The organism is Caulobacter sp. FWC26 (genome assembly GCF_002742645.2).
Taxonomy (GTDB): Bacteria; Pseudomonadota; Alphaproteobacteria; order Caulobacterales; family Caulobacteraceae; genus Caulobacter.
This window is the reverse complement of the sequence record NZ_CP033875.1, coordinates 3,968,448-3,983,886: the sequence shown is the minus strand read 5'-3', so window position 1 is coordinate 3,983,886 and position 15,439 is coordinate 3,968,448. Positions and strand designations below refer to the sequence as shown.

The 15,439-nt window shown below is 69.6% G+C and carries 15 protein-coding genes and 1 pseudogene; 10 read left to right on the top strand and 6 right to left on the bottom strand.

What is annotated here, in order from left to right; all coding sequences use genetic code 11:
• Positions 1-6 precede the first annotated feature (6 nt).
• Genes CSW63_RS20575 through CSW63_RS20565 form a run of 3 tightly spaced genes read right to left on the bottom strand, consistent with a single transcriptional unit; the run spans position 7 to position 2,359 of the window.
• Positions 7-777, bottom strand: a complete 771-nt coding sequence (locus CSW63_RS20575; RefSeq protein ID WP_062098257.1) for an enoyl-CoA hydratase-related protein — start codon at positions 775-777, stop codon at positions 7-9.
• Positions 774-1,217 (bottom strand): MarR family winged helix-turn-helix transcriptional regulator, encoded by a 444-nt coding sequence (locus tag CSW63_RS20570; protein ID WP_062098255.1) that lies wholly within the window; start codon positions 1,215-1,217, stop codon positions 774-776. The genes CSW63_RS20575 and CSW63_RS20570 overlap by 4 nt, the downstream gene beginning before the upstream one ends.
• A 44-nt stretch (positions 1,218-1,261) precedes the next feature.
• Positions 1,262-2,359, bottom strand: coding sequence for an MBL fold metallo-hydrolase (locus tag CSW63_RS20565; RefSeq protein WP_062098253.1), 1,098 nt, complete (start codon positions 2,357-2,359; stop codon positions 1,262-1,264).
• 154 nt (positions 2,360-2,513) lie between these two features.
• On the opposite strand from CSW63_RS20565, the gene CSW63_RS20560 reads away from it, so the two are divergent.
• Complete coding sequence (locus CSW63_RS20560) at positions 2,514-3,872, top strand: hypothetical protein (protein ID WP_082749654.1); 1,359 nt, start codon at positions 2,514-2,516, stop codon at positions 3,870-3,872.
• 79 nt (positions 3,873-3,951) lie between these two features.
• On the opposite strand, the gene CSW63_RS20555 is transcribed toward CSW63_RS20560, so the two are convergent.
• On the bottom strand, positions 3,952-5,490 hold the full coding sequence (locus CSW63_RS20555; RefSeq protein WP_062098244.1) for an acetolactate synthase large subunit: 1,539 nt from the start codon (positions 5,488-5,490) through the stop codon (positions 3,952-3,954).
• Between the two features lie 128 nt (positions 5,491-5,618).
• On the opposite strand from CSW63_RS20555, the gene CSW63_RS20550 reads away from it, so the two are divergent.
• Positions 5,619-6,296, top strand: a complete 678-nt coding sequence (locus tag CSW63_RS20550; protein WP_062098325.1) for a lysoplasmalogenase — start codon at positions 5,619-5,621, stop codon at positions 6,294-6,296.
• A gap of 96 nt (positions 6,297-6,392) precedes the next feature.
• Here the strand turns inward: CSW63_RS20550 and CSW63_RS20540 are convergent.
• A pseudogene (locus CSW63_RS20540) lies at positions 6,393-8,192 on the bottom strand (feruloyl-CoA synthase); the annotation flags it as partial.
• A 352-nt stretch (positions 8,193-8,544) separates the two neighbouring features.
• On the opposite strand from CSW63_RS20540, the gene CSW63_RS20535 reads away from it, so the two are divergent.
• Together CSW63_RS20535 and CSW63_RS20530 are read left to right on the top strand one after the other, a co-directional pair.
• The gene (locus CSW63_RS20535; protein WP_062098323.1) at positions 8,545-8,895 is read left to right on the top strand and encodes a YciI family protein; all 351 of its coding nucleotides are present in this window, start codon (positions 8,545-8,547) and stop codon (positions 8,893-8,895) included.
• Positions 8,892-10,109: an RNA polymerase sigma factor gene (locus CSW63_RS20530; protein WP_062098242.1), complete on the top strand. Its 1,218-nt coding sequence runs from the start codon at positions 8,892-8,894 to the stop codon at positions 10,107-10,109. Before CSW63_RS20535 ends, CSW63_RS20530 begins: the two co-directional genes overlap by 4 nt.
• Before the next feature lie 8 nt (positions 10,110-10,117).
• Here CSW63_RS20530 and CSW63_RS20525 read toward each other — a convergent pair whose 3' ends face one another.
• Positions 10,118-11,386, bottom strand: coding sequence for an MFS transporter (locus tag CSW63_RS20525; protein ID WP_062098321.1), 1,269 nt, complete (start codon positions 11,384-11,386; stop codon positions 10,118-10,120).
• Between the two features lie 95 nt (positions 11,387-11,481).
• Here CSW63_RS20525 and CSW63_RS23595 point away from each other — a divergent pair, with 95 nt between their 5' ends.
• From CSW63_RS23595 to CSW63_RS20495, 6 genes are all read left to right on the top strand, one after another.
• On the top strand, positions 11,482-11,526 hold the full coding sequence (locus CSW63_RS23595; protein ID WP_175582050.1) for a hypothetical protein: 45 nt from the start codon (positions 11,482-11,484) through the stop codon (positions 11,524-11,526).
• 62 nt (positions 11,527-11,588) lie between these two features.
• The gene (locus CSW63_RS20515) at positions 11,589-12,119 is read left to right on the top strand and encodes a GNAT family N-acetyltransferase (protein ID WP_062098240.1); all 531 of its coding nucleotides are present in this window, start codon (positions 11,589-11,591) and stop codon (positions 12,117-12,119) included.
• 32 nt (positions 12,120-12,151) lie between these two features.
• Entirely contained in the window at positions 12,152-12,715 is a 564-nt protein-coding gene (locus CSW63_RS20510) for a DUF1285 domain-containing protein (protein ID WP_062098238.1), read from the top strand.
• The gene (locus CSW63_RS20505) at positions 12,712-13,362 is read left to right on the top strand and encodes a CoA pyrophosphatase (RefSeq protein ID WP_062098236.1); all 651 of its coding nucleotides are present in this window, start codon (positions 12,712-12,714) and stop codon (positions 13,360-13,362) included. Before CSW63_RS20510 ends, CSW63_RS20505 begins: the two co-directional genes overlap by 4 nt.
• 91 nt (positions 13,363-13,453) lie before the next feature.
• Complete coding sequence (locus tag CSW63_RS20500; RefSeq protein WP_168193705.1) at positions 13,454-14,707, top strand: CCA tRNA nucleotidyltransferase; 1,254 nt, start codon at positions 13,454-13,456, stop codon at positions 14,705-14,707.
• 5 nt (positions 14,708-14,712) lie between these two features.
• On the top strand, positions 14,713-15,432 hold the full coding sequence (locus tag CSW63_RS20495; protein ID WP_062098232.1) for a gamma-glutamyl-gamma-aminobutyrate hydrolase family protein: 720 nt from the start codon (positions 14,713-14,715) through the stop codon (positions 15,430-15,432).
• The last annotated feature ends 7 nt before the right edge of the window (positions 15,433-15,439 follow it).

The following is a 15,439-nucleotide window of genomic DNA, read 5'->3' as shown; positions in this document are numbered from 1 at the left end:
AGCGACCTAGCCGACCTTGCTGAAGTCGGGCGCACGGCGCTCGGCGAAAGCCATGAAGGCTTCGCGCGCCTCGGCGGTCTGCAGACGCGCGGCGAACTCCGCGCCTTCTGTGTCCATGAGGGCGGCGATTTTCTCAGCGTCGCGCATCAGCCGCTTGGTCACCGTCAGGGCGCCCAGCGGACGCTTGGCCAGTTGGTCGGCGGCGGCCCGGGCGCGGGCCCTCAGCGCCTCGCCGTCCGCCAAGCCGTTGGCCAGACCCCAGGCCACGGCCGTGGCGCCGTCCACCGCCTCGCCCAGGGCGAACATGGCGTAGGCGCGGGCGTGGCCGATGCGGGCGGGCAGGAGCCAGCTGGAGGCGGCCTCCGGCACCAGGGCCAGGTTCACGAACGGGGTGGTCAAGCGCGCGTCAGGCGTCACGAACACCAGGTCGCAATGGAGCAGCATGGTCGTCCCCACGCCGACCGCCTGGCCCTGCACTGCCGCGACCAGCGGGCGGGTCGCGTGGGCCAGAGCCTTGAGGAACCGGGTCACGTGACGCTCGCCGCTGAAGGCGCCGGTGGCCTGGGCGGTGAAGTCCTGCAGGTCGTTGCCGGCGGTGAAGCTGTCGCCGTCGCCCTGGAAGACCACGACGCGGATGGCCGGATCCTGTTCGGCCGCCTCCAGGCTGTCGGCCAGCACGCCGTACATGGCGTTGGACAGGGCGTTCTTCTTCTCCGGGCGCGCCAGGGTGAGGGTCATCACGCCGGCGTCGATCTGCACCTTCACATGCTCGGTCATTGCGGGTCTCCCTTGGGGAACTTGGTTTGCAGACTAGTCAGCCAGCGCGAGACCACGCTGATTTCCTCGTCCGTGAAGCCTTCGGTCAGTTGGGCGTTGACGCCGCGCAGGCCAGCCTTGGCCGTGTCGCGCGCGACACGGCCCTTGTCGGTGAGGTGCAGGCGCATCGCCCGTCCGTCCTTCGGATCGGCGCGACGCTCGACCAGCTCGGCTCGCGCCATGCGGTCGATCAGGCCGGTCATGGCCGAGGGGGCCAGATCGAGGGCGTCGGCCGCCTCGCCGATCAGGGCGCCATCGCGCTCGCCGAGGAAGAACAGCACGCCCGACTGCGCGGCGGTCAGCCCGCCTTCCGCCGCCATCTTCCCCTCGATCCAGCGCTGCACGCGCCGATGGCCGGCGTTCAGCAGAAAGACCAGTCTACGGTTGGGCGGCGTGGACATGCGTCAACCGTATATTTCACATGCGAAATGTCAAACGGTCGTTTTTAAGCGCCGCTAGAATTCGCCGCGTACCAGGCGACGCCGTCAGCGTCTAAATCGCGGCTGACCCGGCCTCGTCCGATCAGGCAATTGAGGTGCGCCAGCGCCTCGCCGGTCGCCATGCCCAGGAGGTCGGGTCCTATCGGACGGGCGAACAGCGCGCCGAAGGTGTCGACCACCCGCTTGCGCTCGGAAAGCTTCTTCTCCAGCCGCGCCAGGCCCCGCTCGTGACCGGAGATCAGGGCGTCGATGCGGGTGTGCAGGCCTTCGAACGGATCGTTGTGGGCCGGCAGCACGATGACGTCGTCCGGCACGGTCGCCTTGACCTTGGCCAGCGAACGCAGCCAGTCCGATAGCGGATCGGCGTCCGGCTCGGTCGGGAACACGGACACATTCGACGAGATGCGCGGCAGCACTTGGTCGCCGGAGATCAGGAGCTTCAGCTCCGGGCACCACAGGCAGGCGTGGTCCGGCGAATGCCCTTGGCCGGTGACCACGCGCCACGTGCGGCCGCCGATGTCGAAATCCTCGCCGTCGCTCAGGCGGCGATAGCTGTCGGGCAGGGCGTAGATCGCCTTGCCGAAGCCGCCGAAGCGGGCCTTGTAGTTCTCGATGGCGTCCTCGTCCCAGCCGGCGGCGCGGAAGAATCGCACCCCGTCCTCGGGCGCCTCGCGGCCCGTGTCGGCCACCAGCATCCGGCACTGGAAGTACTCCAGGCGGGTCATCCAGAGCCGGCAGTCGAACTTGCGCGTCATCCAGCCGGCCAGGCCGATGTGGTCGGGATGCAGGTGGGTGACGATTACGCGCGTGATCGGCTTGCCGCCCAGCGCCTCGACAAAGGCCGCCCGCCAGGCCTGGCTGGTCTCGCGGGTCTGGACCCCGGTGTCGACCACCGCCCAGCCCTCGCCGTCGGCGATGGCCCAGACATTGATGAACTGCAGCGAGCCGCCCAACGGCATCCGCAGCCACAGGACGCCCGGCGCGACCTCGACGGCCTGGCCTGAGCCCTGCTCTGGCGCGCTCTCGAACGGATAGACCAGTCGCCCCGCCTTCTTCGGCTCCGAGGCCGCCTCGCTCGTCTCGTCTTCGAATCCGTCGCGCATTTCACTCCCTCCGCGCGCCAGTCGACCGACGCTTATCGCGAATCCTACCCATTTTTTGCCCGTAAGGGCTGTCACGATCACGCCTAGGTCGGACGGTATCTTGACCCCCGATGCAAGCACGCGCTTATGTCCGCGCGAGGAATCCACCCAGGAGATGTTTCCCATGAGGCCTTTCGCGATCGGCCTGACGGCCGCCCTCGCGGTCGCCGTACTCGTTCCGGCCGCCGTCATTTCGGCGCCGAAAGAACAGAAGGGCAAGCCCGCCATCGACGCCAAGGCGCGTGAAGCGGGCATGAAGGAAGCGCCGGCGCTGATGCAGGCCAGCGGCGCCAGCTGCACCGTTTCGGACGCTCGCTTCATCGGCGAGGACAAGAAGGCGGGCGCCAAGTACTTCGAAGTTGCGTGTAACGAAGGCATGGGCTTCGCGCTCATCGCCAAGAAGGACACCGCGCCGCAAGTTTATAGCTGCCTCGAATCGAGCCAGCCGGGTCCGGACGGCAAGGTCGGCGGCCTGGCCTGTATCCTGCCGGGCAACGCCAACCCCGGCGCGGGCCTCGACGCCTACGTCAAGAAGGGCGGCGCCAACTGCGAGATCGAGAACACCCGCGCCATCGGCTCGGGCGCCAAGAACGCCTATTTCGAAGTCGCCTGTAAGGGCGGCGCCGGTTACATCGTCCAGACCACCGCGCCGATGAACATCGGCGGTGAGGTCGCGGTGAACAGCTGCCTGCTGTACGAAGAAGGCGGCAATGTCAGCTGCAAGCTGACCAATCGTCAGACCCAGCTGCAAATCGTCGACACGCTGAACACGGCCGCCGCGGCGGCCGGCACCAAGTGCGTGGTCAAGGACAAGCGCTACGTCCTCAGCACCAAGACTGACAACTACTTCGAAGTCGCCTGCGATGACGGCAAGGGCTACGTCTACCAGCAGACCTCGGCCACCGGGGCGTTCAATCGCGCCATCCCGTGCGCCCAGGCCGGCTTCGTCGGCGGCGGCTGCACCATGACCGACGCGGTGGCCGCTCAGACCGAGCAAGCCGGCTTCTACAGCAAGCTGGCCGGCAAGGCCGGTTTCACCTGCGACGTCGAGAAGTACGGCATGCTGCCGACCAACGACCCGAAGAAGGAAATCGTCGAGCTGAAGTGCAAGGGCAGCGACGTCGGCGGCATCGCCGTGTTCACCGCCACCGACGGCAAGGTCTTTGACTGCCTGACCGCCGAGATGAACGGCTTCCGCTGCTCCTTCACCAAGAAGGACACGCAGTACGCCCGTCTGACCAAGGACCTCGTGGGCTTCAACAAGGCCTCGTGCCAGGTTTCGGACGCCCGCATCATCGGTTCGACCGACACCGAAGGCTTCGTCGAAGTGGCCTGCTCGGACGGCCTGCCGGGCTGGGTCCTGGGCTATCCGATCGGCGTCGCCAAGCCGGCGGCCAAGGAGTTCCTCTCCTGCGCCCAGGCCAAGGGCATTGGCGGCGGCTGCAAGCTGCCGACCAACAAGCCGAAGGCCTGATCCAGGTCACGGCCTGACAAAAAGGAGCCCGCCCGGAGCAATCTGGGCGGGCTTTTTCTTTGGGCTTAAACGCGACCCGCTACATCGCGGCTTCGATCAGGCGCGGTCCCGGCGTCGCCATGGCGCGGGCGAAGGCCTCGTCGAAGGCCTCGGCGGTGGAGACGCGCTCGGCGGCCATGCCCATGCCTTCGGCGAGCTTGACCCAATCGATGCGCGGATCACCGAGATCCAGCAGCTTCGAGGCGGCGGGGCCCGGATTGCCGGCGCCGGTGCGGCCAAGCTCGATGCCGAGGATTCGGTAAGCGTGATTGGCGAAGACGACGACGGTGACGTCCAACTTCTCGCGCACGACGGTCCAGAGGCCCTGTACGGTGTACATGCCCGCGCCATCGCCGGTCAGGGCCAGAACCTTGCGGTCCGGACACGCCACCGCCGCGCCGATCGTCAGCGGAATCCCCTGGCCGATCGCGCCGCCGGTCAGGGACAGCCAGTCGTGGGCGCGGGCCGCCTTGGTCTGGGTGAAGATCGGCAGGCCCGCGGTCACGGCGTCGTCGGAAATGATCGTGTCGGCGGGCATATGCCGGGCGATCGCCGCGCCGATGGCCCAAGCGTCCAGGCGTCCCGCCGGCGCGTCCGGAGCGGCGTAGGTCTCGACGGGACCCACGGCGGGCGCGCCCAGCGCGTCAGCCAGGGCGTTGAGCGCTGCGGCGGCGTCAACCTCGCGACCACACAGGGATTCGACCGCGCAGCCCTCGGGAACCAGGACGCTGGGGCGGTCGGGATAGGCGAAGAAGGCGACCGGGGTCTGGGTCGCGACCAGCACCATCAGGTCGACGCCGTCCAGGTCCTTCAGCGCCAACTCGCCGAAATAGGGCAGTTTGTCGGGGCGGAAGCGACCTTCGCCGCGCGCCTGGCGAGCGGTGAAGGTGTCGGTCAGAACCCGCACGCCATGGGCGGCCAAGCGTCCGGCGGCGGTCAGCGCCGCCTCGCCACAAGCGCCGGAGCCCAGCAGCAACACAGGCTTGGTCGCCCCCTTCAGCGCCTGGGCGGTCTTCTCCACGGACGCAGCGTCAGGCGCGGCGAAGGCGGGCGGTGTCACGACCGGCCCCTTGACCGTCGTCTCGTTCCAGGCCGCGTCGGCGGGCAGCACGAGACAGGCGTTGCCGCCGGGCGCGCCAAAGCTGGCGACGATGGCCTCGGCGGCAAGAGGTCCGACGCTGTCGGCGGTCTCGGCCGACTTGACCCACAGCGAATTGGGCGCGGCCAGGGCGGCGATGTCGCTGTTCAAGGGCGCGTCGAAGTCGCGGTGATAGGTGGCGTGTTCACCGATGACATTGACCACCGGCGTGAAGGCGCGGCGCGCGTTGTGCAGATTGGCCGCGCCGTTGGCGTAGCCGGGACCCAGATGCAGCAGGGTGCAGGCGGGCTTGCCGGCCATGCGGCCATAGCCATCGGCCGCGCCGGTCGCCACGCCCTCGAAGAGGCAGAGCACGCTGCGCATGCGCGGCTCGCGGTCCAGGGCCGAGACGAACTGCATCTCACTGGTGCCGGGATTGGCGAAACAGGCGGTCACGCCGTTGTCGGCCAGGGTGGTGATCAGGGCGTCCGCGCCGTTCATGGTCTTCTCCGTACCTATGCCTCTTCCTTCCGACATTTCGCCGGCCGCGCCAACCCGGGACGCTTCAAGGCGATTGCGCTCAGAGGGCTGGGCGGCGCAGTCTGCGCAAAAAGCGGGGGGACAGAATGATGCAAGCCATGAGCGCGGCCGCGCGGTGGACGCTGATCGCTTCGGTGATCGCCGGGGTCAGCTATGTGGCCAGCTGGGGTCTGACCCTGCCGCCTGGGGTCGAGACCGCCTGGAAGGGCTCGGGCGTCGCCCTCCTGGCGATCCACGCCGCGCTGCGGGCCCGGTCGCTGGACGGCTGGCTGCTCGCCGCCATCATGGCGCTGGGGACCGGCGGCGACGTCCTGCTGGAGACCCACGGCCTCACGGTTGGCGCGATCTCGTTCCTGCTGGGACACGTGGTGGCCAGCGGCCTCTATCTTCGCCACCGCAAGCCTGGGTCGCTGGCGCCGCTGGCGCTGATCCCGGTCGTGGTCGCCGTGTCGTTCCTGTTGCCCAGCGACCGCGCCGGCGCGCCGGGGATCGCCCTCTACAGCCTGTTCCTGGCGGTGATGGCCGCCACGGCCATGATGAGCCGGTTCCCGTTCAAGACCGTGGGCCTGGGCGCGCTGATGTTCGTGGTCTCGGATTTGTTGATCTTCGGCCGTCTGGGGCCGTTGCCCGACAACTTGGCCACGGGGCTGAGCGTCTGGGGGCTCTACTATTTCGGGCAGCTGCTGATCTGCGTCGGTGTGGCTGGGGCGTTGGACGCCTCCACAACCGACCTCCCCGGCGAAGGCCGGGGCCCAGATTCAGCCTGAGCGTTTGAAGGTGACGCGCCGACGGCCCTGCGCTTCCGGCGGACCTCCGTGGGTTCGATCTGGGCCCCGGCCTTCGCCGGGGAGGTCGGATTGGGAGAACACCATCACCCCGGCGTCCGGGTTATCTGCAAACAGCCGCTCCAGTTCCTTCGGCCGCCGATCCCGCGCCAGGGCCTGGTTGATATAGCCCTTGTCCGTCAGCTCGCCGCTGGCCGCGTCCGGCGCGCCGTCCAGGATCAGGGCGCGGGCGATCCGCCCCCCTCCGCCCTTGGCCGACGCGTTCATCCGCGATAGGCCCTCGACGATGGCCGAACGCACCGCTGCAGCGTCGCCGAGCTGCGCGGCCGTCTTGGCGTCGACGAACAGCATCAGGCCGACGCCCTCCTGTCCCTCGCCGCAGACCACCGCGTCGGACACCACGCCGCCGATCGCCGACACCGCCGCGACCCGCAGGGCCCCGGCCGCGACGAAGGTGCCGCTGGCCAGCTTGAAGTTCTCGACCAGGCGCCCGTCGAACACCAGCCCCGCCGCCGGGTCTTGCGGATCGGCCAGCCGCGCCGCGTCGCCCAAGCGGTAGAAGCCCTCCTCGTCGAAGGCCTGGGCCGTGGCCTCGGGCTGATCGAGATAGCCCGGTGAGACCTGCGGCCCTTTCACCCGGATCTCGAACTTGCCGCCGTCGCCGGCTGGCACGAGCTTCACGGCCGTGCCGGGGGTGGGCAGTCCCACCATTCCCGATCGGGCGTTCAGCCAATGGATGTTGCAGGCCGTCGGCCCCGTCTCGGTTGCGCCATAGCCGGCGGCGAAGGTGATCCGCTCCCCCACCGTCCGCACGGCCACGGCCTGCACCCGGTCGAGGATCGACTGGGCCATCGAGGCCCCGCCGTACTGCAGAACCCGCACCCTCTCGAAGAACTTCGCAGCCAAGGCCGCGTCACGCTCCAGCTCGCCGACGAACATGCCCCAACCGGCCGGGACCATGTTGTGATAGGTCGTCGCCACCTCCGACAAGTTCCGCACGGTCTCGGCGAAGCGCCCGGGCACGGGCTGGCCGGCGTCGATGTAGAGCGTCCCGCCCCGGTGCAGCACCATGTGCAGGATGGCGTTGGCGCCCAGGCTGTGGCTCCACGGCGCGGAATTGACCAGCACCGGCGGCTCGGGGTCGGCGTAGCAGGCCTCGATCTGCGCCGCGTTCAGCGCGATGTTGGCGTGCGTGCAGATCACCGCCTTGGGTTTGCCGGTCGAGCCGGAGGTCAACAGCAGCTTGGCCACATCGCCCGGCTCTGCGACCGGCGCGAGCGGCGGGCTCTCCAGCAGCGACTCGAAGGCGACGTCTTCGGGGCGGACATTGCGGCTGACCACCACCGGCAGTCCGGCCAGAAACCGGGCGGCCAGGGCGTCGCCGAACGCCTCGGCGTCGTCGGCATAGACGGCGGCGGGCTTTAGCCGCTCAACGGCGTGCTGCAGCCGGGTGAGATCCGCGCCCTTGAGCCCATATTGCGGCGAGACCGGCGCGGCGGGCGCCCCCAGGCTCATGGCGGCGTAGGCGATCAGGGCGTGGTCGATCCCGTTTCGCGCCAGGATCAGCAACGGCTGACCTCGGCGCAGCCCCAACGCCGTCAGCCCGCCCGCCAGCGCCTCGACCCGAGACCTCGCCTGCGCATAGGTCACGGTGCGCCAGCCCTCGCCGTCGCGTTCAGCCAGCCAGATCCGGTCCGCCGCCTCGATGGCCCAGCGCGCCAACGGCGCGGTCGTGGTCCGCACCGCATCGGAATAGGGCATGGGATTGCGCAGGATCAGCGTCTCGCCTTCCTCGCCCTGGAGTCGCTCGACCTCCAGCGCACGGGGCGCATAGCGAGCGTCACGGAAGGGAGCTGTGGCGAGGGGCGATCCGTCCATGACCTGTTATGTCTCGGGTCATAACGCTGTTCAATCCATGCGGCTGGACGACGGCCCTCGGCGTTTTGGCCCGCTGATGAGACCGTCCGCCTCCGTGTCATCCCGGGCGGCGTAGCCGACCCGGGACCCAGGGGGTGTCAAAGCGCCGTGCCTGCCGCCCCTGGGTCCCGGCTCTACGCTGCGCTACGGCCGGGATGACACGGGTTAGAACACAGCGTGTCACCCAAGTTCCCTTACTCCGAGGCGATAGCCCCCTCTCGACATTTTTTTGCGGCCGCTGTCGAATCCCGCCGAACTGGCGCGTCTCAGGGGGCGAGGCGTCGCGATGGTCGCGCGCCAATGGGAGAAGACCATGCAATACGCGCTGCTGCTGTACGAGAACGAAGCGGTCTATGCCGAAGACGGCGCGACCAGCCTGGAAGCGATCATCGCCGCCCACGGGGCTCTGGCGGCCGAACTGGCCGAGCAGGGCGTCCTACGCGGCGGCCAGGGTCTGAAGTCGTCAGACACCGCCACCACCCTGCGCAAGGCGCGCGGCGTCGACACCCTGCACGACGGCCCCTACGCCGAGGCGCGTGAGCAGTTGGGCGGCTTCTACGTGATCGAGGTTCCGGACCTCGACGCGGCCCTGGCCATCGCGAGGCGCATCCCCTTCGCCGGCGACGGCGCGGTCGAGGTGCGCCCGATCATCGACGAAGATTGAGCCCCCTCGACCAGACAGCGCGGCGGGACGGCGGCAGGATCGTCGCCGCCCTGGCCGCCGCCTTCCGCGACCTCGACCTGGCCGAAGAGGCCTATGCCGAAGCCTGCGCACGGGCGGCGGCGGTGTGGCCCGCCGCGCCGCCGCTGGACCCTGCCGCGTGGCTTTACGCCACCGCGCGACGCTGCGCGCTTGATATGATCCGTAGGCGGAACATTCGTCGCGCCAACGCTGTTGAACCGCCCGCGCCGCCCCCCACGGCCGAGGATATCTTGACCGCCGACGACCGCCTGATCCCCGACGAGCGGTTGCGGCTGATCTTTGTCTGCTGCCACCCGGCGGTCGCGCCGGAGTCGCGCGCCGCCCTGACCCTGCGCCTGGTGTGCGGCCTCTCGGTCGCCGAGATCGCTCGCGCCTTCCTGGTCGCTGAACCGGCCATGTTCCAGCGCCTGACCCGCGCCAAGAAGAAGATCGCGCAGGCGGGCGTGTCGTTCGAGGTTCCCAGTCCAGAGGCCTGGCCCGACCGGATGGCGGCGGTGCTTTCGACCCTGGAAGTGGCCTACGCCCGCGCCCATGAGGACGCCGCCGGCTCGGGGCCGCACGCCGGCTACGCCCGCGAGATGCTGGACCTGACCGCCGTGTTGACGGACCTAGCCCCCGGCGATCCCGAGGCCCTGGCCTTCGCCGCCCTGGTCCGCTTCGCCGAGGCGCGGCGGCCCGCGCGCCTGGACGCGGGCGGCGCCATGGTCCCCCTGGCCGAGCAGGATCCGAAGCGTTGGAACCGGGCCCTGATCGCCGAGGGCGACGCGCTGCTGCGCCGCGCCGCGCGGCTGAACCATCCGGGCCCGCGCCAGTTGCGCGCGGCGTTGCATGCGGCCTGGGCCCTGCGGCGGTCCCTCGCCGAGCCGCCGCCTTGGGCGACCCTGCTGGCGCTGTACGACCTGCTCCTGCAAGAGGGCGATGACCCGTTCGTCCGCCTCAACCGCGCGGTCGCGCTGGCCGAGGTCGCCGGGCCGGAGGCCGCCCTCGCCGAGGTCGAGGCGCTGGACGCCGAGCGGCTCGACGCCTTCCAGCCCTATCACGCGGTCAGGGCGGATCTGCTGGCGCGACTTGGACGGTCCGGAGAGGCGCTGCAGGCCTATGACAGGGCGATCGAGATGGCGCCGGGGGAGGCCGAACGGCTCTGGTTGATCCGTAAGCGGATGATGTCGCCTTAAGCTCCGCCTCACTCCAGCCGGTCGGCCTTACGCAGCTCGGGGAACAGGAAGGCCCAGATTCCGGTGATCGCCATGGCGCCGACACCGCCGAACACCGCCGCGCCGATCGGACCCAGCAGCCAGGCCGCAGCGCCGCTCTCGACCTCGCCCAGCTCATTGGAGGCGCTGATGAACACGCCCGAGACGGCGGCGACCCGGCCGCGCATGGCGTCGGGGGTGACGATCTGCACCAGGGTCTGGCGGACATAGACGCTCAGCATGTCGGCGCCGCCCAGCACCGCCAGGGCCGCCACCGACAGCCAGACCAGCTTGGAGAGACCAAAGACCACCGTGGCCAGGCCGAAGACGGCGACTCCGGCGAACATGATCTTGCCGGCCTGGCGTCGGATCGGGTTGGCGGCGAGATAGATCCCGACAAGGCAGGCGCCGATCGCGGGGGCGGCGCGCAGCAGGCCAAAGCCGCCGGGACCGATGTGCAGCACGTCCTTGGCGAATACCGGCAGGAGGGCCGTCGCGCCGCCCAGGATCACGGCGAAAAGGTCCAGCGAGATCGAGCCGAACACGATCTTGTTGTTCCAGACGTAGGAGAGGCCTTCCTTGATCAGCTCGACGCGAGAGCCGGGCTGCTGCTCGGGCTTGGTGGGCTTGCGGATGGCCAGGGCGAGCAGGGCCGCGGTCAGGTAGAGGGCGAACGAGGCCCCGAACGCCAGGCCCGGCGAGTGGATCAGGAGCAGGCCGCCCAGCGCTGGCCCGCCGATCGACCCGGCCTGCCAGGACAGCGACTGCCAGGCGATGGCGCGCGGCAGCAACGGACGCGGCACCAGCATCGGCCCCATGGCGCTGCTGGCCGGAGAGAGAAAGGCGCGGCTGGCGCCGAACAGCACCGAGATCGCGAAGATCGGCCACAGCTGGTGCGAGCCCATCAGGGCCAGGATCAGCAACACGCCGGCGCTGACGGCGTCCAGCGCCAGGGTCGCGGCGACGATCAGCTTGCGGGTCCGCCGATCGGCCGTCTCGCCGGCCACCAGGGTCAGCAGGAACAGCGGCAGGAACTGCGCCAAGCCGATCATGCTGACCAGGAACGCCGACTCGCCGACCGAGCGGGTCATGCGGGCGATGGCGTAGACCTGCCAGCCCAGGGCCACCGACTGGATCTGCACCCCCAGGGTGGAGACGAACCGCGCCGTCCAGAACAGAAGAAAGTCACGCTCCCGTAACAGGGCGCGGGTAGAGCTCTCGAGCGCGGGCTCGGACGAGGGGGCGGCGGGATCGGACATCGCGCCGAACATAGGGCCAAGTCGTCGCACCGCAACGTTATTGACCTGCGGAGGGGTTGGTCCTACAGCGCCGCATCCTTTGGAGGCTATCAGGCATGCGACGCCTGCGACGAATGATGCGCGAACGCGCCACGATCTGAAGCCCTCCCGCGCGCCTTCGTGTCGGGAGCCCCCGACGCCCTTTCGCATTTTCCGAAGGCCGATGACCTCCGTTCAACAGTCTCTTTCTCCCGACCCCTTTCCGCCGCTGGTCCACGTGACCCCGGCGATGGAAGCCGCCGTCACCGCCCTGATCGACCGGGTCTTCGGCCCCGGCCGGTTCGCAAAGTCGTCCGAGCGCCTGCGCGAGGGCAACACCCTGCTGGCCGACTGCTCGTTCGTGTCCCTGCGCGGCGGCGCGCCTGTGGGCTGCGTGCGGATGTGGCCCGTGACGATCGGCGGCGAACCCGTCGCGTTCCTGGGGCCGCTGGCCGTGGATCCCGACGAGCGCAGCGCCGGCTTGGGCCAGGCCCTGGTCGAGGCCGCCTGCGAGGCCGCCCGGGCCGCCGGCTGGCGCGCGGTGCTTCTGGTGGGCGACGGCCCCTATTTCGGACGCGTCGGCTTTTCGAACGCCCACACGGCCGGGGTCGTGATGCCCGGGCCGGTCGATCAGCGCCGCGTCCTGCTGTTGCCGCTGCGCGAAGGCGGCGACGAAGGGCTCTCCGGCCTCGTCGCCGTTGACCCTCGCGCTTGAGCCGGCGCGCCCGACAGCCTAACTGAACGGGCATGACCGACACGCCTTTCAAGTCTGGCCTGGATGGCGTCGCTCAGTCCGTGAAAGCGGCGGGCGAGCGCGGCCTGCCGCCCGTCCACCTCTGGAACCCGCCCCACTGCGGCGAGATCGACATCCGCATCCGCAAGGACGGCGTCTGGTTCCACGAGGGCACGCCGATCGGCCGCGAGGCGCTGGTGCGGCTGTTCTCGACCGTGCTGCGCTTCGACCCCGACGGCTACCACCTGGTGACGCCGGTCGAGAAGATGAGGATCACCGTCGAGGACGCGCCGTTCATCGCGGTTCGCGTGGACCGCGAGGGCGAGGACCTCGTCTTCCAGACCAATGTCGGCGACACGGTGACGGCGGGCCCCGACAACCCGATCCGCGTCACGATCGACGCGGAGACCGGCGAGCCACGCCCCTATGTCCACGTCCGCCGGGGCCTGGAGGCGCTGATCGCACGGGCGGTGTTCTACGAACTGGCCGAGATGGCGGTCGAAGAGGGCGGCGTCTGGGGCGTGCGCTCGGGCGGGGCGTTCTTCCCGATCAACGGACCCGGCAAGGGTGCGGCATGACCCGCGAAGAGCGCCGCGCCTGGATCACCAGCCGCCTGCATCCGATCGCCGATTACGATCCGAGCCTGGCCAATCCTCTGCGGTCGGACTTTGATCTCAACCCGGGCCTGAAAGTCGACAATCCGCACGCCCTGCGTCCGGCCGCCGTGCTGGTCGGCCTGGTCGAGCACGACGATGGTCCGACCATCCTGCTCACGCGCCGCTCGGACACGCTGCGCAGCCATACCGGCCAGATCGCCTTTCCGGGCGGGCGTTGCGATCCAGGCGAGACCCCGTGGGGCACGGCTCTGCGCGAGGCTCAGGAGGAGGTCGGGCTGGACCCCGCCCACGTCACGGTGGCCGGTCTGTTGCACGGCTATCAGACCGTCACCGGCTTTCACGTCACGCCGGTCGTGGGCTTCATCGATCCCAGGGCGACCTTCACGCCCAGCCCCGAGGAAGTCGCCGACGTCTTCGAGACGCCGTTCGATTTCCTGATGGATCCGGCCAACCACCAGCGGCAGCACCGCGAGGTTCCGGGCGGGCCGCGCCGCCATTTCTACGCCATGCCCTGGAACGATCGGTTCATCTGGGGTGCGACGGCGGGCATGCTGCGGTCGCTCTACGACGCCCTCCATGACGAAAGCGGACGGACCCCCTCCGAATAGGGCGTTTCTTGTCTGGCGAAGCCGGGGTCTCCTGGCCTAACAATGGCGCCCCCTCGCCAGAGGGATCGGACGCGTGAGTGGGAGTCAGGCGTTGAGCAGTGAAATGATCGGCGACGCGCCCTGGATCGCGTCTCCGGAGACCAAGACGGTGATCGCCGCGCTGGAAGCGCGGGGCTACGCCGGCTGTGCGCGGTTCGTCGGCGGCTGCGTGCGCAACACCTTGATGGGTAAGCCGGTCGACGACATCGACATCGCCACGACCTTGACCCCGGATCTCGTCATCGACGCCCTGGAGCAGGCCGGCCTGCGCGCCATCCCGACCGGGGTCGACCACGGCACGATCACCGCCCTGTCCGGTGGACGCCCCTACGAGATCACTACGCTGCGCAAGGACGTCTCGACGGACGGTCGGCGCGCGGTGGTGGCCTTCACCCAGGACTGGAACCAGGACGCCGAGCGACGCGACTTCCGCTTCAACGCGCTCTACGCGGATACCGACGGCCGCATCTACGATCCGACCGGCCAAGGCGTCGCCGATGCGCGCGAGGGGCGCGTGGTGTTCGTCGGCGATCCGATGACCCGCATTCGCGAGGACTATCTGCGCATCCTGCGCTTCTTCCGCTTCCAGGCCTGGTACGGCCGGGGCGAGGCCGACCAGAAGGCGCTGGCCGCCTGCAAGGCGCTGAAGGGCATGGTGTCGGGCCGCGCCGCCGAGCGCACCCAGAAGGAACTGATGAAGATGCTGGCGGCGGACGATCCGCGTCCGGCCTTCCGCCTGATGGCCGCCACCAGCGTGTTATCGTCGATCCTGCCGTCGGTGAAGTCGCTGGCCCGCTTCGAGGCCCTGGTCGGCATCGAGACCGAGCAGCTGTTCGAGAACGATCCCGAACTGCGTCTGGCGGCTCTTATCCCGGACGACCCCAAGGTCGCCGAGCAACTGGCCGAGCGCCTGCGCCTGCCCAACAATGTTCGCGATCGCCTGGTCGACGCGGTCGGCAAGACCCCGCGCGTGGTCTCGTGGATGAGCCCGCGCGAGGCGCGGCGGGCGGTCTATGGCCTGGGGACCCGTACCTTCTGTGACCGGATCAAGCTGGCCTGGGCGGGGTCGGGCCGCGACTCGACCGCCCCGCAGTGGCGGGCCCTGCTGGCTCTGGCCGAGACCTGGATTCCGCCGGCCTTCCCGTTGTCGGGCGAGGAGGTGATGAAGGCCGGGGTGCCCAAGGGGCCGATGGTCGGCGAGGTGATGCGCGAGATCGAGCTCTGGTGGATCGACCAGGACTTCATCGAGGACAAGTTCAGCGCCATCGAGCGGCTGAAGGCCGTGGCCCAGGGCATGGTCTACTGACGACGATGACGGCGCGCGCGCTCAAGATCGGCCTGCTGGAGACGGGCGAGCCGCCGGGTGCGCTGAAGGCGACCTTCGGCGGCTATGGATCGATGTTCGAGGCGCTGCTGGGCGATGGTCATGCGTACCGCGCCTATGACGTCCAGCGCGGGGTTTTGCCGGCCCATCCGGGCGAGAACGACGCCTATGTGATCACCGGCTCCTCGGCGGGGGTCTATGATCCTCTGCCCTGGATCGAACCGCTGAAGGCCTTCCTGCGGGCGGCCCGGGGCGAGACGCCGCTGGTCGGGGTCTGTTTCGGTCACCAGGTCATGGCCGAAGCGTTCGGGGGCAAGGTCGAGAAGTCGGCCAAGGGCTGGGGCGTCGGTCTCCAGGCCTATGCGGTCGCCGAACGCGCGCCCTGGATGGATGAGGCGGCGCAGGTCGCCGTGCCGGGGTCGCACCAGGACCAGGTGGTGGAACTTCCGCCCACGGCCCGCGTGCTGGCGGGCAGCGCCTTCACCCCCTACGGCATCCTCGCCTACGAGGACGCCCGCGCGATCTCGATGCAGTTCCATCCGGAGTTCACGCCGGACTACGCCAAGGCCCTGATCGAGGCGCGGCGCGGGACGCGCTACACCGACCCGCAGGCCGACGCGGCGATCGCCAGTCTGGACGGGCCCAACGACCGTGCGCGGATGGCCGATTGGATCGGCCGGTTCCTCGCCCACGAAACCGCACGCTAAGCTGAGG